Consider the following 18,196-nt stretch of genomic DNA (forward strand, 5'->3'; position numbering starts at 1 on the left):
TAGCTCCTTTCAGAAAGTCTGCGGTTGCTGTGAGCAGATAGGAAAAAGTTGTGAAATTCTACCGTTGTATATAAAAATGACATACTTAAAGTGCACAGAATGTGAAGCTGGATGGAACCGCGGTAAATATCGCTCCAGCATCTCTCATTCTGTGTTTTTTTATTCTAAAGGAGACATCTATGCTAGATATCAAACGTATTCGTACAGATTTTGACGGAGTAGCTGCCAAATTAGCTACTCGTGGTGTGGCTGCCGAAACATTGGCAAACATCAAGGACTTGGATGCAAAGCGCCGTGAAATCTTGGTTACTGTAGAAGAATTAAAAGCAGAGCGCAACACCGTTTCTGCGGAGATTGCCCAAGCAAAGCGCAACAAGGAAAACGCAGATGACAAAATTGCTGCTATGCAAAAACTATCTGCTGATGTAAAAAACTTGGATGCAGAATTGCTAGAAATTGATGAAAAATTGAACGCAATCCTAGCTGTCCTTCCGAACACCCCGCACGATTCTGTACCTGTTGGAGTAGACGAAGAAGAAAACGTGGAAGTTCGCCGTTGGGGAACACCTCGTGAATTTACCTTCGAGCCAAAGGCACACTGGGATTTGGGCGAAGACCTAGACATTCTGGACTGGGAACGTGGCGCAAAGGTAACAGGTGCCCGCTTCCTCTTCTATAAGAACTTGGGCGCTCGTTTGGAGCGTGCCCTTTACAACTTCATGTTGGACGAACATATCGCAGAAGGCTACCAAGAAATCGTTACACCTTACATGGTCAACCATGACTCTATGTTTGGTACTGGCCAGTATCCAAAATTCAAGGAAGATACGTTCGAATTAGCAGATACCAACTTCGTCCTCATTCCAACTGCAGAAGTGCCTTTAACCAACTACTACCGCAACGAAATCTTGGAGGAAAAAGACCTACCAATCTACTTCACTGCTATGAGCCCTTCTTTCCGTTCTGAAGCAGGTTCTGCTGGTCGTGACACCCGTGGTCTGATCCGTCTGCACCAATTCCACAAGGTTGAAATGGTCAAATTTGCAACACCAGAACAGTCTTATGATGAATTGGAGAAAATGACGGCAAACGCAGAAAATATCCTTCAAAAACTAGGCTTGCCTTACCGCGTTTTGGCCCTCTGTACAGGCGATATGGGCTTCTCAGCTGCTAAGACCTATGACTTGGAAGTCTGGATTCCTGCCCAAAATGCCTACCGTGAAATCTCAAGCTGTTCAAATACTGAGGATTTCCAAGCCCGCCGTGCCCAGATCCGCTACCGCGATGCTGCTGACGGCAAGGTTAAATTGCTCCACACCCTCAACGGTTCTGGCCTAGCAGTTGGCCGTACCGTTGCGGCAATCCTTGAAAACTACCAAAACGAAGACGGTTCTGTCACCATTCCAGAAGTTCTCCGTCCATACATGGGCGGGGTTGATGTGATTAAACCTTAGTATTTATAGCAAAGGACGACTCTTTCTGAATCGTCTTTTTTGTTAATTATTTAAAATAGTAAAAAGCCACCACCGACCAAGCATTGTTGATAAAATGGACAGCCATAGGATAAATCAAGTAGCCCGTCTTATGATAGAGAATACAAAAGATAAGACCACCACCTCCATAAACCAGCCAAGAACCGATGTCCGTTGGTCCATGAAGGGCTCCGAAAAGCAAACTTGAAACAATGATACCAATAACCACCTGCGACCCAAACAATTTCTTAAAGAGATAGCCTCGAAATAGGACCTCTTCTGCAATTGCTGGCAAACAGGCTGTTGTTAAGAAGGCCAGCCAAAAAGGAACACCCTTTAAATATTCTATGATTAAAGCCTCATTGGCTGTTGATGTAGTCCCCTGTAATTCCAACAAATAGAAGCCAAGCATATCCGTCAACTGCATGATAGCAAAAGCTAATAGGACTATTGCCAGACCATCCCAAGAAAGAATGCTTTTATCCCAGACTGGCAGATTATTTTTTTCAGCCCGCCACCAGAAAAAAATTAAGAGCCCAAGTGTTAGTAGCACAGCCATGACTAAAGCAACTTGCGATTTCGCTTCCTCCAAAATGATAGTTGGAATCGCAAATATGATTAGGAAACCAAACACTCTCAACAAGAGCCAAATCGTCCGACCAATCCATTCCAAACCTTGACTTAATTTTTTCATTCCATCCCCTTTTTCTAAAAAATATAGAGCATTCCCAATTCATAATAGGGTTTAATATAAGAGATTTGCTTTGTATTGTTTTTATAATACAATCTTACAACGATACATTCAATTTGTCAAGATAAATCCAGCAAAAAAATACTAGGTCTTCCTAGTATTTTCTAAAGCGTTTATAGCGGTTTTCGAGTAGCTCATCAAGTGGCAAGGCTTGTAGTTGAGCCAACTGGCTGACCAGATTGTCCTTGATGTCAGCCAAGACTTCCTTGGTCGCTCTGCCATTTTCCAAAACAATCCGATCGACCACTTGGAGTTTCTCCAACTCGTAAGAAGTGATCTTCATGAGTTCTGCCGCTTCCATGGCCCGACTGCCGTCTTTCCAGAGGATAGAGGCGAAGCCTTCAGGGCTGAGGACGGCGTACATGGAGTTTTCCAGCATCCATACCTGGTCTGCGACTGCTAGGGCAAGTGCTCCACCCGAGCCTCCCTCGCCGATGATAATGGCGATAATAGGTACCTTGAGGTCGCTCATCTCCATGAGGTTGCGGGCAATGGCCTCTCCCTGTCCACGCTCCTCAGCACCAACACCTGGATAGGCTCCAGCGGTATTGATGAAGGTGACAACGGGACGACCAAACTTCTCCGCCTGCTTCATGAGGCGAAGGGCCTTTCGGTAGCCTTCAGGGTGGGGCTGACCGAAGTTTCGTTTGAGATTGTCCTGGAGATTCTTGCCTTTCTGGATACCGATGACTGTCACCGGCTGACCTGCTAGAAAGCCGATACCACCTACAACAGCTCCGTCATCACGGAAATTCCGATCGCCGTGCAGTTCGATAAAGTCATCAAAGAGTTGTGTGGCATAGTCCAAGGTCGTCAGGCGAGCCTGGTCACGTGCCAAACGGATCATACGTGCTACATCACTGGTCATCTGACACCTCCATGCATTCTCAACAAGCGACCAATAGTCGCTGGCAAGTCCTGGCGCTTCACAATGGCATCCACAAAGCCATGTTCTTGTAAAAATTCAGCCTTCTGGAAATTGTCTGGCAGATTTTCCCGAACAGTTGACTCAATAACCCTGCGGCCTGCAAATCCAACCAGAGTCTGTGGCTCAGCCAGGATAATATCGCCTTCCATGGCAAAACTAGCCGTAACACCTCCTGTTGTAGGGTCTGTCAAGACCGTCAGGTAAAAGAGGCCAGCATTGGAATGGCGTTTTACAGCTGCCGAAATCTTAGCCATTTGCATCAGGCTCATAATGCCTTCCTGCATCCGAGCACCGCCAGAGGCTGTAAAGAGGACGACCGGCAGTTGCTCTTCAATGGCCAATTCAAAGAGACGAGTGATCTTCTCACCAACCACCGTTCCCATAGAAGCCATGATAAAGTGCGAATCCATGATTCCCAAAGCTACTGGTTGCCCACCAATCATCGCCTTGCCTGTCAAAACTGCCTCATCCAAGCCAGTCTTTTGACGAGTTGCTTCTAATTTTTCCAAATAATTTGGGAAATCCAAGGGATTTGTCGTTTCAATTCCTGTAAATAATTCTTCAAAAGAACCCTCATCAACTGTCAAATCCAAGCGTTCCTGAGCTGTAATGCGAAAGTTGTAGGAACAGTGTTGGCAAGTTTTTTCAGGTCCCAAATCTTTCTTGTAGAGAATTTCCTTACAAGCTGGACATTTGGAAAAGAGTTCGTCTGGCACCTCTGGCTTTGTTTGAGGTGCCGACTCTATCCGCGAACGATTGGGATTGATGCGGATATATTTGTCCTTTTTGCGAAACAAAGCCATAGCATTCTCCTATTTTACTGTTTTAATTCTTCTTGGTAGCGAGGTAAAAATTCTTCCATGAGGTAGGCGGTATCATAATCACCAGCCACCACACGTTTGTCGGAAATCAAATCCAATTGGAAATCGGTGTTGGTAACCACCCCATCAATTTCCAATTCGTAGAGAGCCCGTTGCATCTTCATCAGAGCTTCAAAGCGATTTTCTCCATGCACAATCACCTTGGCAATCATTGAATCGTAATAAGGCGGAATGGTGTAGCCAGGATATACAGCCGAATCCACACGCAGACCGACACCACCGCTTGGCAGGTAAAGATTCGAAATCTTTCCTGGACTCGGTGCAAAGTTGAAGGCTGGATTCTCCGCATTGATACGGCATTCAATGGCATGACCTGTAATCTGAACATCTTCTTGGCGGACACTTAATTCCTGACCTGCAGCAATCTTGATTTGCTCCTTGACAATATCTACTCCCGTTACAAACTCGGTGACCGGGTGTTCCACCTGCACTCGCGTGTTCATTTCCATGAAGTAAAATTCGCCCTTGGCTTCGTCTAAGAGAAACTCGATAGTTCCCGCATTTTCATAACCAACCGATTGAGCAGCTCGCACAGCAGCCTGACCGATTCGGTCTCGCATGGTCTGACCAATAGCAATAGATGGCGCCTCTTCCAAAACCTTCTGGTTATTGCGTTGAAGAGAACAGTCCCGTTCACCCAAATGGATAACATGACCATGCTGATCTGCTAAAATCTGCACTTCGATATGACGAGCCGGATAAACAACACGCTCCATGTACATGGCGCCGTTTCCGAAAGCTGCCTTGGCTTCGCTAGAAGCTGACTCAAAAGCTGGAACGAGGTCTTCGGCTTTTTCTACCTTACGAATCCCCTTACCGCCTCCACCTGCTGATGCTTTGAGCATAACAGGATAGCCAATTTTTTCAGCGATTGCAAGAGCTTCTTGGCTAGTCAAGACTTCGCCGTCTGACCCTGGAATAACAGGCACCTGAGCCTTGATCATCTCTGCTCGTGCATTAATCTTATCCCCCATGGTGTCCATGACCGTTCCAGAAGGTCCGATAAACTTGATACCGACTTCTTCACAAAGAGTTGCAAACTTGGAGTTTTCACTCAAAAATCCAAAGCCGGGATGGATAGCCTGAGCACCCGTCACAACAGCTGCCGAGATGACCGCCTGCATATTGAGATAGGAGTCTGTCGAACGTGCAGGTCCGATACAAACCGCCTCATCTGCCAGCATGGTGTGGAGGGCTTCCTTGTCAGCTTCTGAATAAACAGCTACTGTTGCAATTCCCAGCTCTCTGGCCGCACGAATAATCCGTACCGCAATCTCACCACGATTGGCGATTAAAATCTTTTCAAACATGATGAATCCTATCTCCTTTAGATACTAATTTCCAATAGCAAAAGTCAGCACACCCGACGCAGCTAGTTTTCCGTCCACTTCTGCCTTTGCTTCAACAACCGCAATCGTTCCACGGCGTTTGACAAATTTAGCAGTCATGATTAACTGATCTCCTGGGACAACTTGTTTCTTGAACTTAACCTTGTCCATACCAGCATAAAAGACCAGCTTGCCCTTGTTTTCTTCTTTAGACAATTCCAAGACACCTGCAGTTTGCGCCAAAGCCTCCATGATGAGAACACCTGGCATGACTGGATAGTCTGGAAAATGTCCATTGAAGAAAGGTTCGTTAATGGTCACATTTTTAAGGGCAACAATCTCATCTTCAGACACCTCAAGTACGCGATCCACCAAGAGCATAGGATAGCGATGAGGAAGAGCCTCTTTAATTTTCAAAATATCAATCATTTAATGCGTACCAATCCTTGTCCAAATTCAACAACATCTTGGTTGGCAACTAAAATTTCTGTTACCACACCATCTCGGTCTGCTGGCACCTCATTCATGACCTTCATAGCTTCGATGATCATGAGGGTCTGTCCTTTTTTGACTGTATCACCAACAGCGACAAAGGCTGGTTTGTCTGGTGCAGGTGATAAGTAAGCCACACCCACGAGTGGACTTTCCACTACTTCACCTTCTGCAACAGCACTTGGGCTTGCTTCTACTTGAGCTGGCTCACTGGTTTCAACTGTTGGCACAGGGGCTGGGCTTGCAGGAGTTACTTGAGCAAGCGGGGCTTCTACCGCTGGACTCGGAGCAACTGCCTGTTTGTTTTTACTAAAATGCAAGGTTTCCCTAGCATTGCTATACGAAAATTCGCGTAAACTTGACTGGTCAAACTGACTCATCAAGTCCTTAATTTCTGTAATATTCACTTAGGCCTCCCAACGCTTGAAGGCAATCACAGAGTTGTGACCTCCAAAACCAAATGTATTTGAAATGGCATGACGGATTTCCATATCACGACCCTGACCGTAGATAACATCCGCCTCAATGTAATCAGATAATTCTGTCGTACCAGCTGTCTTAGGTGCATGAGAATGACGCATGGCTTCAATAACAGCCACTGCCTCAACTGCACCAGCTGCACCCAACAAGTGACCGGTGAAGGACTTGGTGGAAGAAACTGGCGTATTTTTACCAAATACAGATACGATTGCCTGACTTTCACCTTTTTCATTAGCCGGTGTCGAAGTGCCATGAGCATTGATATAGTCAATATCTGCTGGCTCTAGACCTGCCTCTGAAATCGCCAACTTCATAGCCTTAATGGCACCCAATCCTTCTGGATGTGGTGAAGTCATATGGTGGGCATCACAGGTATTTCCATAACCAACAATTTCTGCCAAAATAGTCGCCCCACGCGTTTCTGCGTGCTCCAAACTTTCCAATACCAAGACAGCTGCTCCTTCTCCCATAACAAAACCATTGCGGTCCTTGTCAAATGGAATAGAAGCACGGCTTGGATCATCTGTTGTTGACATGGCCGTCAAGGCTTGGAAACCACCGATTGCAAACGGTGTAATAGCTGCTTCAGAACCACCTGCCAACATGACATCTTGGAAGCCAAATTTGATTTCACGAAAGGCTTCACCTAAAGCATCGTTTGATGAAGCACAAGCTGTGATGACACATTTACACACTCCATTTGCTCCAACCTGCATGGCAATATTTCCAGCTGCCATGTTGGGAAGAGCTTTTGGCAAAGCCATTGGGCGAATGCGTTTTGGTCCTTTTTCGTTCATGCGAGCAACTTGCTCTTCAATTTCCAAAATGCCACCGATACCGGTTGACAAGATAACACCAAAACGATCGCTATCAACTGCTTCTGTATTGAGATTGGCATTGGCAACCGCCTCTTGCGCTGCGTAGAGAGCATAGAGAGAGTAATTGTCATAACGGTTGGTGTCTTTTTTGACAAAGTATTTATCAAATGGGAAATCTTTTAATTCTGCAGCATTATGCACAGTATAGTCACTGGTATCGAATTTAGTAATTTTACCAATACCAATCTTACCATTGACCAAGCTATCCCAGAATTCTTCTGGCGTATGTCCAATTGGCGACGTCAGACCATAGCCTGTCACTACTACACGATTTAATTTTGTCATTTTTTATTTCCTCTCTTATTGCATAGTGAGTCCGCCGTCGATGGCAATCACTTGTCCTGTTAGATATTCTTGCTTAGCAAGAAAAACAGCAACTTCTGCGACTTCCTCTGTCAAACCAAAACGTTTCATTGGGATTTGACCCAACATTGCATCTTTAATCTTATCTGACAAGACATCTGTCATATCAGACTGGATAAAGCCTGGTGCGATGGCATTAACACGAACATTTCGACCGGCAACTTCACGGGCAATGGATTTTGTAAAGCCTATAACACCTGCCTTAGATGCTGCATAGTTGGCTTGTCCAGCATTACCAGTTAAACCAACTACGCTAGATAGGTTGATAATCGCTCCTTCGCGCGCCTTAGTCATAGGCTTCAGGACAGCCTGTGTCATGTTAAAGGTACCTGTTAGATTGATACTCAAAACGCTCTCGAAATCCTCTTCCGTCATTCGCAAGGCCATACCGTCTTTGGTAATTCCTGCATTGTTGACCAAGATATCAACACTTCCGAGAGCCTCAACTGCCTCAGCCACCATTCGTTTGGCATCTGCCGAGCTGGAAATATCTCCTGAAATCGCCACAACTTTAACACCGTAGCTTGAAAAGCTATCCAGCAAGTCCTGCCCCAACTGACCACGACCATTCAGCACCACATTGGCACCAAGACTGGCAAACTTATGGGCAATGGCCAAGCCGATTCCACGACTTGAACCTGTCACAAACACATTTTTATTGGTAAGTTCCATGTTTTCTCCTTATTGGCTAGTCAACAAGCCTTCTAGACTTGCCACATCTTCTACTGTTACCACCTCGGCTGTCTTATCAATTTTCTTGATAAAGCCTGCCAAAACCTTACCTGGACCGATTTCGATAAACTTGGTCACACCAGCCGCCTGCATGGTGGCAATGGACTCATAAAAACGGACAGGCTCCATGACCTGACGGGTCAAGAGGGACTTGATGTCCTCTTTTCTCATGACCTTGGCTTCTGTATTGCCAACTAAGTCTACTTGGAAATCTGAAAACTCCACCTCTTCCAGAGCCTGAGCTAATTGCTCCGACGCTGGACGCAAGAGAGCTGTATGGAAAGGCCCCGACACGTTGAGGGGAATCATGCGTTTGACACCCGCCGCCTTCAAGGCTTCCACCGCCTCATCCACAGCTGCCACCTCGCCACCGATAACGATTTGGGCTGGTGTATTGTAGTTGGCTGGGGAAACAATTCCAGAGGTAACTGATGAACAGACCTCTTCGATCAAGCTGACATCTGCATTGAGGACTGCGACCATCTTACCAGTCCCTGCTGGTGCAGCAGTCTCCATAAACTCACCCCGTTTGGCAATCAAGGCAATGGCATCTTCAAAGGCCAGAGCACCAGAAGCAACCAAAGCGGCATATTCTCCCAAGGACAAACCAGCCACCATGTCAGGTTTAATCCCTTTTTCTGCCAATAAACGATAAATGGCAAGGGAGGTTGTCAAAATCGCAGGTTGGGTATAGCGGGTCTGGTTGAGCTTATCTTCCTGATGGTCAATCAAGTCCCGCACATCATAGCCCAGAATCTGACTAGCCTGGTCGTAAGTTTCCTTGACAATGGGATAGGTATCATAGAGGTCACGGGCCATACCAAGTGTCTGAGCCCCTTGACCTGCAAATAGAAAGGCTGTTTTTGTCATCTTATTCTCCAACGGAAGCCCAGCGATTCGCTTCCTCACGAATTACCTTAGCAGCTCCAAAATATAGATCTTTCAAAATTTCTTCACAGGTTTCTTCCTTGGTCACCAAGCCAGCAATCTGACCTGCCATAACCGAACCATTGACCACATCACCATCTACAACGGCATTGCGAAGGGCACCTGCACCCAGTTCTTCAATAGATTCTGCAGAAATTTTTCCTGCTAGGAAGTCTTTCTCTGCCGCAGCATAGGCAGTCGAAAGTTTATTCTTAATCGCACGTACTGAGTGTCCTACAACTGAGGCCGAAACGGTTGTGTCAATATCCTTAGCTTTTAAAACTTTTTCCTTATAGGCTGGATGAGCATTTGACTCTTTAGCGACCACAAAGCGTGTTCCAACCTGAATAGCCTCTGCTCCTAGCATGAAGGCAGCTGCCGCACCTGCACCGTCTGCGATACCACCTGCTGCAATAACAGGAATGGATACTGCATCAACAACCTGACGAACCAAGGTCATAGTTGTTAGTTTTCCGATGTGACCGCCAGCTTCCATACCTTCTGCAATGACGGCATCAACACCTAATTTTTCCATACGTTTAGCCAGAGCCACGCTCGGAACCACTGGAATCACAGTGATACCTGCTGCATGCAAACGGTCCATGTATTTACCAGGGTTCCCTGCACCTGTTGTTACGACTTTGACACCTTCTTCAATCACCAAGTCAACGATATCATCCGCAAACGGTGATAATAACATGATGTTAACACCAAAAGGCTTGTCTGTAATAGCTTTGACCTTATCAATGTTGGCTTTCACAACTTCTTTAGGTGCGTTTCCTCCACCAATAATTCCCAAACCACCAGCGTTTGAAACAGCTCCTGCCAGATCGCCATCAGCAACCCAGGCCATACCACCTTGGAAAATCGGATATTTAATATTAAGCAATTCTGTAATCTTTGTTTTCATAGTTCCCTCAATCTTTCTTTGCTTAGCTAATCATTTGAACATCAAATAATTAGCCAAACAAGCGAGGGCAAAACCCTCACTTAATAAATACTTTGATATTTCAATGTTTTGATTATCAAAGTATTTGGTTTAAGAAAAATGCTAAATAGCACTTTCCTTAACAGTCATTATTTTGTTTTTTCTTCAACATAGGCAACCAAATCGCCTACAGTTGTCAAACCTTCTTCAGTGTCAATTTGGATGTCAAATGCATCTTCGATTTCAGAGATAACTTGGAAAAGATCCAATGAATCTGCGTCCAAATCTTCAAAGGTTGTTGTAAGGGTTACTTCTTCAGCTTCCTTACCCAATTCTTCAACGATGATTTCTTGTACTTTTTCAAATACTGCCATGATAGTGCTCCTTTTGTATAAAAAATATTTTTAATCATTGCCAGAGGCAACGTATTAACTAAAGTTTCAGTAGTAGCGTACCCCAAGTTAGTCCGCCACCAAATCCTGCCAAAACAACTGTTTGGCTACCATCCAAGTGCAAAGTGCCTGTCTCCACACATTCTGATAAAAGAATGGGAATACTGGCTGCACTGGTATTACCGTAGTGCATCATGTTGGCTGGAAATTTTTCAATCCCTAGACCCAGCTTGCGTGCCATCTTGTCCAAAATTCGACTATTGGCCTGATGAAGCAAGAAATAATCTACCTCGTCACCTGTCAGATTTTGATTATCTAATAGCTCTGCAACAGTCCTAGTTACATCTCGAACTGCAAACTCAAAAATTGCTCTACCGTCCATTTGCAAATATGGGTGGTTGATCCCCTCTTGTGAAAAAGGTGAGTGTAGGCCAGTCTGACCAGAGGTCAAGCCAAGACCGCGACTGCCATCTGTTCGATTGATTTCCGCTAGAAAATGTTGCTCAGGGCTAGCTTCCAATAAGACACCACCTGCACCATCTCCAAACAAGACTGCTGTTCCACGGTCGGTCCAATCAACCGTCTTGGACAAAACCTCTGCTCCGATAACGATCCCCTTTTGGTAAATCCCTGAGGAAATCAGTTTGTCTGCTGTAGATAGGGCAAAAACAAATCCTGAACAAGCTGCAACAAGGTCATAGGCAAAAGCCTTATTTGCACCGATAGCTGCTTGAACCCGAGCTGCCGTTGACGGCATGGCTGAATCTGGTGTGATGGTTGCGATGATGATAAAATCAATTTCATCAGCAGCCACACCCGACTTGTCTAGCAAGGATTGGGCAACCCGACTGGCTAAATCACTTGTGTCCTCATCGACAGAAATCCGTCTTTGACGAATCCCTGTCCGTGAAGCAATCCAGTCATCGCTAGTATCCATGATCTGTGCTAAATCATCATTGCTCACGACCTGTTGAGGAACATAGTGGGCAACTTGACTGATTTTAGCGAAGGTTCTCATTTCAAATCCTCCAAGAAATTATAGAGTTTGTAGAGCCCTTTTTTCATCACTTGGTATTCTGTCTCATCCATGCCGTCCGTAATCTGCTTGACCATTTCGTTGTGAAAACGTTGATGCAGACGATAGATCAATCGACCTTTTTTTGTCAGATAAAGATGAACTACTCGTCTATCTTTTGTAGAACGAACGCGTTCGATATAACCTTTCCGCTCTAAATTATTGAGACTGGTGGTTACTGTACCAAGTGTTACCATCAAAGCCCGAGCAATATCACTCGGAGTAGCTCCATCAATACTACCAATCACATCAATAGTATGCATTTCCTTAATTGAAATATCATTAAATCGGCTACTACGTAGACTTGTTTCTTCAATTATCAAGACATTATTAAAAATAGCTGTCAAGTATTCATTGATTTTATAATCTTCCAAAACGAGCCTCCTTTACTTTGATAATCAAAGTATACTCTAAAATAATTTGATTGTCAAACGTTTTTTTCAGAAAATAAATATTATTTTCCTGTGAAAACCGGCCTTCTCCGCTCTGCATGTGCACGAACACCTTCTTTAAAATCATCTTTGAAAGCCAAATTTTCTTGTAGTTGCAACTCTAAATCGCGATAAGACTCCCAGTCTTTAAACTGACTTTCCCAGACTAATTGCTTAATAGCTACATAGGAATTAATGGAGCCACGCATCAGTTTTTTGAGAACCTGCTGGACAGTTTTCTCCAATTTCTCTGGTTCAACCATCTTATAAACAATTCCGTATTCCAAGGCCTTCTCAGCAGATAAACCTTCGCCTGTCATAGCCAATTGACTAGCACGATTGGCACCGATAGCACGGCTTAGAAGGAAAATTCCACCAGCATCTGGTGCCAAACCGACACCGACAAAGGCTTGGATAAATTTGGTTTTACTTGAGGCGATGACAAAGTCCGCTGCAACTGCCATATTGGCTGCCGCGCCAGCTACTGCACCATCTGTAACCATAATGACTACTTTGGGTAATTGCATTATCGCGAAAGAAATATCATTAACCAGCTCAGCGATACGTACCAAGGAAGGAATGTCATCTTCATCGACTGCTCGCTTCATCTCTACCAAATCACCTCCAACAGAGAAAATTGGCCCATTCGCTTCAATTTGCAAAAATTGAACCTGATTATTTTCAGCTGTTTCTTCGATAGCCGCAAGAATTTCCTCGCACATTGGAATATTAAAACCGTTAGCAACATCCGGACGATTAAACGTAAGGACTGCAAGATTTCCATTCACTTGATAATTAATGGTTGTATAGGTCATCGCTTTCTCCTTTGACTTATTTCAAAAAAGTTTGAACATCAAATTATAAAATTAAATTTATCCTATTTTATCATACTTTTGGTGATTATCTGGTTTTTACTTTTAAAAAACTGTCACGTCCGAAAAGAAAATGGAGCTCTAAGCTCCAATAAGTATGTTTTTCAACTGATTAAGATTAGTAATTTTCTTGTCTGCTCGCGACTGGTCCAATCCTAACTCTCTATCTTCGATAGCCCAAACGGTGAGCTGAGCAGCCTTCCCTGCCTCAATTCCTTTAGGACTGTCTTCAATGACCAGTATGTCCGATTTATCGAATCCGAGCGCCCTACTAGCTTTTTCATATATTTCCGGATCTGGCTTTCCTGCACGGCAGTCTCTGGCAGAAAAAATAGAATCAAAATATCCGCTTAATCCTGCTTCAGAAAGCGCACGCATAACCTCTTCCTTATCTGTATTAGATGCTAGAGCTAAACGTATTCCTGAAGCTGTTAATGCAGCGAGAATCTCCTTCGTATTTGAAAATACGAGTTGTCCATATGGAACCATATGGTGCTCTTTATAGCGCCTATAGTCCTGTTCCAGCTCTGCAATATCCCAACAATCATAAGCCTCTCCTAAAATATGTTCCCACATTTGACTAAATCGTCCACCAACAAACTCAGAAGGAGACAAATGAGCAACAGATAGCCCCTTTGTCGCTAAAAAATCTGCTCGTCGCTGATAATAAAAGTGTTCGGTATCAAACAAGACACCATCCATATCAAAAATAATTCCTTTTACGTGCATACTTTCTCCTTTATCATCTATTTTACCACAGATACTCCAAAAACCGATTATTCATCTACCTATTACTGACAAGACTGGTAGTTTTTGCTATAATAATAAAAACTCAAAAAGGAGCCTTTATGAAAGTTATCAAATTTGGCGGTAGTTCCTTAGCGTCCGCTGGCCAATTAGAAAAAGTATTTAATATCGTTCAAACCGATCCTGAACGTCGTTTCGTTGTCGTGTCTGCCCCTGGTAAGCGGGATAGCCAAGATACCAAAGTAACAGATGCTCTTATCAAATATTACAAGCAATATATTGACGGAAAAGATGTGACTGCTAGTCAGGAATGGATTATTAATCGCTATCAGGCAATGGTCGATGAATTAGGATTTACCGCTAAAAGCATGAAAAAGATTGCGGAAAGTATCATCTCCCTTGCTAGTCTCCCCATTGAAAACAATGACTTCCTGTATGACACATTCTTAGCAGCTGGTGAAGATAATAATGCCAAGCTAATTGCAGAGTATTTCACTTACAGGGGGCTTCCTGCTCGCTATGTACACCCTAAAAAGGCAGGTATCATTGTCAGTGCTGAACCCGGTAATGCCCGTATCTTGCCATCAAGTTATGATAAAATCGAGGAGTTACGCAATTCAGATGAAGTTCTCGTCATCCCTGGATTCTTCGGTGTGACAGTTGACAACCAAATCTGTACTTTCTCTCGCGGTGGTTCTGATATTACAGGCTCCATCGTGGCAGCAGGAGTCAAAGCGGACCTATATGAAAACTTTACAGATGTAGATGGTATCTTTGCCGCTCATCCAGGGATTATCAAGAATCCGCACTCTATTAAAGAACTGACTTATCGAGAAATGCGGGAACTAGCTTATGCAGGCTTTTCTGTCCTTCACGACGAGGCCCTTCTACCTGCCTATCGTGGTCGGATTCCTCTTGTTATCAAGAACACCAATAATCCTGACCACCCAGGTACTCGTATCGTACATAAACATACCGACGAGACCCTACCTGTCGTAGGAATCGCTGCAGATGATGACTTTGTCAGCATCAATATTTCTAAATACCTAATGAACCGTGAAGTCGGATTTGGTCGTAAGGTTTTAGAAATCTTAGAAGATTTAAACATACGTTGGGAGCACATGCCAACAGGAATTGATGACCTATCCCTTGTACTACGAGAACGCGAATTGACGCCGATTAAGGAAGAGGAAATTGTTCGTCGCTTGAACACAAAATTAGAGGTAGACAAAGCAGAAATCGAGCACGGTCTGTCCATCATTATGATTGTCGGTGAAAATATGAAGAGCCATGTCGGTGTTACTGCAACAGCTGCTACTGCCTTATCTCAACAAAACGTCAATTTGGCAATGATTTCTCAAGGTGCCAGCGAAGTTTCTGTCATGTTCGTTGTTAAAACAGAAGAAAAGACAAAAGCTCTTAAAGCTCTCTATCAAGCCTTCTTTGGATAGAAGTAATACAAAAAGGAAGTAAGAATGTACGATTCTACTTCCTTTTTTCAGTAATTCTAAAACGCTATGGATTAGTGTTAGATATAGCGAAGCAGTGAAAAGATAACAGCTACTGTTACTAAACCAACAATAATCAGATAAAAGATTGGTTTCTTTTCTTTTTCCTTTTCTGGTTCCACATAGCGAGCTTTCTCAATAGACTGATGAATTTCTTCTTCTAATAATGAATTTTTTTTAGACATAGACACTCCTAGCTCAATATTCCTTGATAGCGTTGTATAGACTCATGACTAGTTCCCAATCTCTGCTTTTGAACTGTTGGCTCAAATTGTCCATTTAAACTAATTAGCGACTGGACCAATAAATTGGCCTCCGCTGTAGAATAAAGGTGATCTTTTAAGACGAGTTTCGGTTCATGTGCGGTCTGTTGGAATCCATAAATGAGCATATTATTTTCAAAGGCACGACGGACTGCTGATAATACTTGCCCTCCATGGTTAATATCAAAGTAGATATCACAGTCTTTAAAGAGTTTATCCAAGTTACTTGCAGATGCATTAGGATACAGGTTGACATTGTCCTTTTTGTCAAAAACTTGTAAACGCTGAGACATCTCAGTTAGGGCTACAATATGAAAGTCAAAATCTATCAGCTGATCCACCAAATATTCCAATTGTTCAACCTGATCTGAGTTGGTCACAATTAAGATATCTTTTCGATTTTGGTTATTTCTAATATTTGGATAGATGTAACCTAGATAGGTTAATTTACTTTTGTGAGTTTCATCCACTAGGTCCATCATTTTGATATAAACATCATAGTTTTGAACAATAATCCGTTGGGTGCGAGCATGTGGGTTATTGAGTAAAGCACGCATATTTCCTGGTATTTCGTCTCCAATATTTTCCTGCCAGAATAAAATATCTTTTCCTGGTTGATTCATGCCATAAGATAGGAAAAACGGAGTAGAAAGTGAGTTATACCAAATTTGCGATGAATCCCATCCCATTTCCTCAAAATAGTAGAGAAAAAGTTCTACACGGCTATCGAAGAAGTGAGTTTTTCCTTGCCAATTCAGAATAATATCCCCTGTCATAAAATTTTCAACTAAGACTTCCTGCTTGGCTTGGTTGAAATAGGTCCGAGTGGCACCTTTTTGATCTGCAGTAAAATATGTTCGAGCATATAACCAACCATATTGGTTATAATGATCTGTGAAACGAACTTTTTCTTGCTTATCGAACCAATCTACGTTTTTGACTAGACGGAGATGCTTTGGCTCTGCATAAAAAATTTTAGCTCGTCTATAACTATAATCCCAAACTTCCCCATCTGCGTTACTAGCTGTAATTTCCCAAAATTCAGGAACCGCAATTTGATTAAAGTAAAGCGGTCTGCCATTCCCTGTCTCCATTTGACAGAAATAAGAATAGGCTGAAGTAACCCCTTCTGGTAGAAAGCCATCATCGTTTATAACAACTGCAGGTCCATTAAAGCCGGCTTCTTTTAATGAATGGTACAAATCCTGACTAGATTGATGAAAGTGATCATACAGTTGTATCATATTCGACGACCTCCTTAATAGCTGCTTTCCATGTTTCTTCTAGACGACTGGTTAAAAATTCCTCTGCACGTTGGTAAGATGTTTGGTGATAGGTAGACAAGTCATTTGATTGATAAAGCTCTACCAAGGCTTTCGCAAAACTCTGAGCATATTGCTTGGCATTATCTGGTTGCGTTCTCGGTATCAGATAACCATTTTTCCTATTTTGTACAAAGGTCGTATTCCCATAGGGAACATCTAAACCGATGATTGGAAGCCCCGAACCAATTGCTTCCATAAGTGTCAAGCCAAATCCCTCACTAGTAGAGGCGGTCAGATACACTTCATATTGCTGATAAACCTCTGTTAGATTATGATGACCTCTTAATTTAATAAAGTCTTGGGCTTGATATTCCTGAATCAATCGTTCCAAGGTTGCACGCTGTCCTCCTTCACCATAAATGTCGAAGGTAAGTCCCTCAATGTCCTTTTGAGCTAAGACAACTGCTTCAACCAACCAATCAATATGCTTTTCACTTGCAAGTCGCGAACAAGTCAAGAGAGAGTAGGGTTTCCTTCCGTCCTTAGAATGATAAAGTTGATCCAAGCTACCCACAGGAATAGCGATAACTTTTGGTTTCATATCTGTATATGTCGCAAACTGTTCTTCTAAAACTTGCTTTTGTGCATCTGTAGACACAATAAAGGCTGCAATCTTATCTGCGTTAGAAAATTGAAACTCATAATAATTATTCCATAAAACAGTGTGTTCTGTTGTTGCACCTAAACTATAGTGCTCTGCATGAACAACAACCACAGCCTTAGCAGGACCCTTATGACGCAAAATAGCAGGTCCGACACCCGTTGCGCGATCGATTAGAATCACATCTTGACTCGTCAATTTGAGCAGTTCAAACATGTAGCCTATCAATTCTTCCTTAGAATAAAGAATCGTATTTGAAAAACGGAAAATACTTCTTTCACCATCGCAGTTTTCCTCATACGCAACGCTGCCATCCTCATTAAAGAAGGTGCGTTGGTAAATGTGAGGTTTGTTATCTTTTGGGGCATAGTATTCTGAAAATATTCTAGTATAACTATAGTAATCCTTACGAATCAATTTGCCTTTAGATAAAAATTCTACCCGCTGTACATATGAGCTTTCTCCCTTGCGTAAGAAAACTGCTATCGTAAGTTCTTTATCTACGTGCTGATAACGAACTGTTTCGGAGGTTTGATTTACCTTTTGAAAATCGTCTGTTAAACTGCCTTCAAACTGTTCCAATGAATAAGTAGTCGCCGCAACCTTAACATCCGTAAAAAAGCCATACAACCAAATAATTTCATCATCTTTAAAGCCAATATTAGCAGTAAAATGAGCAAGATTTTCTGCCTGAAACATGTCCGTAAAAATAAATTTACTATCCTGCCCTATCTTTCGAAAAATACCTGCTCGGTAGGCTTGGGCGTATTCTACACCACTACTCGCCCAACCAATTCCTCGGTTCACATTGTAAACTGTCAT

20 protein-coding genes are annotated in these 18,196 nt (G+C 43.2%); 2 read left to right on the top strand and 18 right to left on the bottom strand.

Annotation, left to right across the window (positions count from 1 at the left end):
• Nucleotides 1-179 precede the first annotated feature (179 nt).
• Nucleotides 180-1,454, top strand: a complete 1,275-nt coding sequence (gene serS, locus AC4CS8_RS08070) for a serine--tRNA ligase (protein ID WP_493892733.1) — start codon at nucleotides 180-182, stop codon at nucleotides 1,452-1,454.
• 46 nt (nucleotides 1,455-1,500) lie between these two features.
• Here serS and AC4CS8_RS08075 read toward each other — a convergent pair whose 3' ends face one another.
• The 15 genes from AC4CS8_RS08075 to AC4CS8_RS08145 form a co-directional block, all read right to left on the bottom strand.
• Nucleotides 1,501-2,166 carry a CPBP family intramembrane glutamic endopeptidase gene (locus AC4CS8_RS08075; RefSeq protein ID WP_493892734.1) on the bottom strand — a complete coding sequence of 222 codons (666 nt, stop codon included), beginning with the start codon at nucleotides 2,164-2,166 and terminating at the stop codon, nucleotides 1,501-1,503.
• Nucleotides 2,167-2,317: 151 nt separating this feature from the next.
• Nucleotides 2,318-3,091, bottom strand: coding sequence for an acetyl-CoA carboxylase carboxyl transferase subunit alpha (locus AC4CS8_RS08080; protein WP_493892735.1), 774 nt, complete (start codon nucleotides 3,089-3,091; stop codon nucleotides 2,318-2,320).
• Nucleotides 3,088-3,954: an acetyl-CoA carboxylase, carboxyltransferase subunit beta gene (gene accD, locus AC4CS8_RS08085; RefSeq protein WP_493892736.1), complete on the bottom strand. Its 867-nt coding sequence runs from the start codon at nucleotides 3,952-3,954 to the stop codon at nucleotides 3,088-3,090. Before accD ends, AC4CS8_RS08080 begins: the two co-directional genes overlap by 4 nt.
• Nucleotides 3,955-3,968: 14 nt before the next feature.
• Complete coding sequence (locus AC4CS8_RS08090) at nucleotides 3,969-5,342, bottom strand: acetyl-CoA carboxylase biotin carboxylase subunit (RefSeq protein ID WP_493892737.1); 1,374 nt, start codon at nucleotides 5,340-5,342, stop codon at nucleotides 3,969-3,971.
• Between the two features lie 24 nt (nucleotides 5,343-5,366).
• On the bottom strand, nucleotides 5,367-5,789 hold the full coding sequence (fabZ, locus tag AC4CS8_RS08095) for a 3-hydroxyacyl-ACP dehydratase FabZ (protein WP_014638565.1): 423 nt from the start codon (nucleotides 5,787-5,789) through the stop codon (nucleotides 5,367-5,369).
• Nucleotides 5,786-6,259, bottom strand: coding sequence for an acetyl-CoA carboxylase biotin carboxyl carrier protein (gene accB / locus AC4CS8_RS08100; protein ID WP_493892738.1), 474 nt, complete (start codon nucleotides 6,257-6,259; stop codon nucleotides 5,786-5,788). The genes fabZ and accB overlap by 4 nt, the downstream gene beginning before the upstream one ends.
• On the bottom strand, nucleotides 6,260-7,495 hold the full coding sequence (fabF, locus tag AC4CS8_RS08105; protein ID WP_493892739.1) for a beta-ketoacyl-ACP synthase II: 1,236 nt from the start codon (nucleotides 7,493-7,495) through the stop codon (nucleotides 6,260-6,262).
• A 15-nt stretch (nucleotides 7,496-7,510) separates the two neighbouring features.
• Nucleotides 7,511-8,245 carry a 3-oxoacyl-[acyl-carrier-protein] reductase gene (gene fabG / locus AC4CS8_RS08110; protein WP_493892740.1) on the bottom strand — a complete coding sequence of 245 codons (735 nt, stop codon included), beginning with the start codon at nucleotides 8,243-8,245 and terminating at the stop codon, nucleotides 7,511-7,513.
• Nucleotides 8,246-8,254: 9 nt separating this feature from the next.
• Nucleotides 8,255-9,175, bottom strand: coding sequence for an ACP S-malonyltransferase (gene fabD, locus AC4CS8_RS08115; protein WP_493892741.1), 921 nt, complete (start codon nucleotides 9,173-9,175; stop codon nucleotides 8,255-8,257).
• Nucleotide 9,176: 1 nt separating this feature from the next.
• The gene (gene fabK / locus AC4CS8_RS08120; RefSeq protein ID WP_493892742.1) at nucleotides 9,177-10,142 is read right to left on the bottom strand and encodes an enoyl-[acyl-carrier-protein] reductase FabK; all 966 of its coding nucleotides are present in this window, start codon (nucleotides 10,140-10,142) and stop codon (nucleotides 9,177-9,179) included.
• Nucleotides 10,143-10,309: 167 nt separating this feature from the next.
• Complete coding sequence (locus tag AC4CS8_RS08125) at nucleotides 10,310-10,534, bottom strand: acyl carrier protein (RefSeq protein ID WP_105146749.1); 225 nt, start codon at nucleotides 10,532-10,534, stop codon at nucleotides 10,310-10,312.
• A 58-nt stretch (nucleotides 10,535-10,592) separates the two neighbouring features.
• The gene (locus AC4CS8_RS08130; RefSeq protein ID WP_493892743.1) at nucleotides 10,593-11,570 is read right to left on the bottom strand and encodes a beta-ketoacyl-ACP synthase III; all 978 of its coding nucleotides are present in this window, start codon (nucleotides 11,568-11,570) and stop codon (nucleotides 10,593-10,595) included.
• Nucleotides 11,567-12,001 carry a fatty acid biosynthesis transcriptional regulator FabT gene (gene fabT / locus AC4CS8_RS08135; protein WP_493892744.1) on the bottom strand — a complete coding sequence of 145 codons (435 nt, stop codon included), beginning with the start codon at nucleotides 11,999-12,001 and terminating at the stop codon, nucleotides 11,567-11,569. Before fabT ends, AC4CS8_RS08130 begins: the two co-directional genes overlap by 4 nt.
• A gap of 80 nt (nucleotides 12,002-12,081) precedes the next feature.
• Nucleotides 12,082-12,873: an enoyl-CoA hydratase gene (locus AC4CS8_RS08140; protein WP_493892745.1), complete on the bottom strand. Its 792-nt coding sequence runs from the start codon at nucleotides 12,871-12,873 to the stop codon at nucleotides 12,082-12,084.
• Nucleotides 12,874-13,011: 138 nt separating this feature from the next.
• A complete protein-coding gene (locus tag AC4CS8_RS08145; RefSeq protein ID WP_493892746.1) occupies nucleotides 13,012-13,659 on the bottom strand; it encodes an HAD family hydrolase in 648 nt (215 codons plus the stop codon).
• Between the two features lie 119 nt (nucleotides 13,660-13,778).
• Between AC4CS8_RS08145 and AC4CS8_RS08150 the strand changes: the two genes are divergently transcribed.
• On the top strand, nucleotides 13,779-15,128 hold the full coding sequence (locus AC4CS8_RS08150) for an aspartate kinase (protein ID WP_493892747.1): 1,350 nt from the start codon (nucleotides 13,779-13,781) through the stop codon (nucleotides 15,126-15,128).
• 77 nt (nucleotides 15,129-15,205) lie between these two features.
• Here the strand turns inward: AC4CS8_RS08150 and AC4CS8_RS08155 are convergent, their stop codons facing one another.
• Genes AC4CS8_RS08155 through gtfA form a run of 3 tightly spaced genes read right to left on the bottom strand, consistent with a single transcriptional unit; the run spans nucleotide 15,206 to nucleotide 18,196 of the window.
• Nucleotides 15,206-15,370 carry a hypothetical protein gene (locus tag AC4CS8_RS08155; protein WP_493892748.1) on the bottom strand — a complete coding sequence of 55 codons (165 nt, stop codon included), beginning with the start codon at nucleotides 15,368-15,370 and terminating at the stop codon, nucleotides 15,206-15,208.
• Nucleotides 15,371-15,378: 8 nt separating this feature from the next.
• Nucleotides 15,379-16,692, bottom strand: coding sequence for an accessory Sec system glycosylation chaperone GtfB (gene gtfB / locus AC4CS8_RS08160; protein ID WP_493892749.1), 1,314 nt, complete (start codon nucleotides 16,690-16,692; stop codon nucleotides 15,379-15,381).
• On the bottom strand, nucleotides 16,676-18,196 hold the full coding sequence (gene gtfA / locus AC4CS8_RS08165; RefSeq protein WP_493892750.1) for an accessory Sec system glycosyltransferase GtfA: 1,521 nt from the start codon (nucleotides 18,194-18,196) through the stop codon (nucleotides 16,676-16,678). Before gtfA ends, gtfB begins: the two co-directional genes overlap by 17 nt.

The sequence above is a fragment of the Streptococcus sp. NSSLK0004 genome (genome assembly GCF_059039125.1).

What these genes read in the sequence shown, in the direction of transcription:
- AC4CS8_RS08155 (WP_493892748.1), bottom strand. Translation starts at nt 15,370, where the DNA reads ATGTCTAAAAAAAATTCATTATTAGAAGAAGAAATTCATCAGTCTATT.
- accD (WP_493892736.1), bottom strand. Translation starts at nt 3,954, where the DNA reads ATGGCTTTGTTTCGCAAAAAGGACAAATATATCCGCATCAATCCCAAT.
- gtfA (WP_493892750.1), bottom strand. Translation starts at nt 18,196, where the DNA reads ATGACAGTTTACAATGTGAACCGAGGAATTGGTTGGGCGAGTAGTGGT.
- AC4CS8_RS08145 (WP_493892746.1), bottom strand. Translation starts at nt 13,659, where the DNA reads ATGCACGTAAAAGGAATTATTTTTGATATGGATGGTGTCTTGTTTGAT.
- AC4CS8_RS08090 (WP_493892737.1), bottom strand. Translation starts at nt 5,342, where the DNA reads ATGTTTGAAAAGATTTTAATCGCCAATCGTGGTGAGATTGCGGTACGG.
- AC4CS8_RS08130 (WP_493892743.1), bottom strand. Translation starts at nt 11,570, where the DNA reads ATGAGAACCTTCGCTAAAATCAGTCAAGTTGCCCACTATGTTCCTCAA.
- fabG (WP_493892740.1), bottom strand. Translation starts at nt 8,245, where the DNA reads ATGGAACTTACCAATAAAAATGTGTTTGTGACAGGTTCAAGTCGTGGA.
- AC4CS8_RS08075 (WP_493892734.1), bottom strand. Translation starts at nt 2,166, where the DNA reads ATGAAAAAATTAAGTCAAGGTTTGGAATGGATTGGTCGGACGATTTGG.
- serS (WP_493892733.1), top strand. Translation starts at nt 180, where the DNA reads ATGCTAGATATCAAACGTATTCGTACAGATTTTGACGGAGTAGCTGCC.
- fabZ (WP_014638565.1), bottom strand. Translation starts at nt 5,789, where the DNA reads ATGATTGATATTTTGAAAATTAAAGAGGCTCTTCCTCATCGCTATCCT.
- AC4CS8_RS08150 (WP_493892747.1), top strand. Translation starts at nt 13,779, where the DNA reads ATGAAAGTTATCAAATTTGGCGGTAGTTCCTTAGCGTCCGCTGGCCAA.
- fabD (WP_493892741.1), bottom strand. Translation starts at nt 9,175, where the DNA reads ATGACAAAAACAGCCTTTCTATTTGCAGGTCAAGGGGCTCAGACACTT.
- fabF (WP_493892739.1), bottom strand. Translation starts at nt 7,495, where the DNA reads ATGACAAAATTAAATCGTGTAGTAGTGACAGGCTATGGTCTGACGTCG.
- AC4CS8_RS08125 (WP_105146749.1), bottom strand. Translation starts at nt 10,534, where the DNA reads ATGGCAGTATTTGAAAAAGTACAAGAAATCATCGTTGAAGAATTGGGT.
- AC4CS8_RS08140 (WP_493892745.1), bottom strand. Translation starts at nt 12,873, where the DNA reads ATGACCTATACAACCATTAATTATCAAGTGAATGGAAATCTTGCAGTC.
- fabK (WP_493892742.1), bottom strand. Translation starts at nt 10,142, where the DNA reads ATGAAAACAAAGATTACAGAATTGCTTAATATTAAATATCCGATTTTC.
- AC4CS8_RS08080 (WP_493892735.1), bottom strand. Translation starts at nt 3,091, where the DNA reads ATGACCAGTGATGTAGCACGTATGATCCGTTTGGCACGTGACCAGGCT.
- gtfB (WP_493892749.1), bottom strand. Translation starts at nt 16,692, where the DNA reads ATGATACAACTGTATGATCACTTTCATCAATCTAGTCAGGATTTGTAC.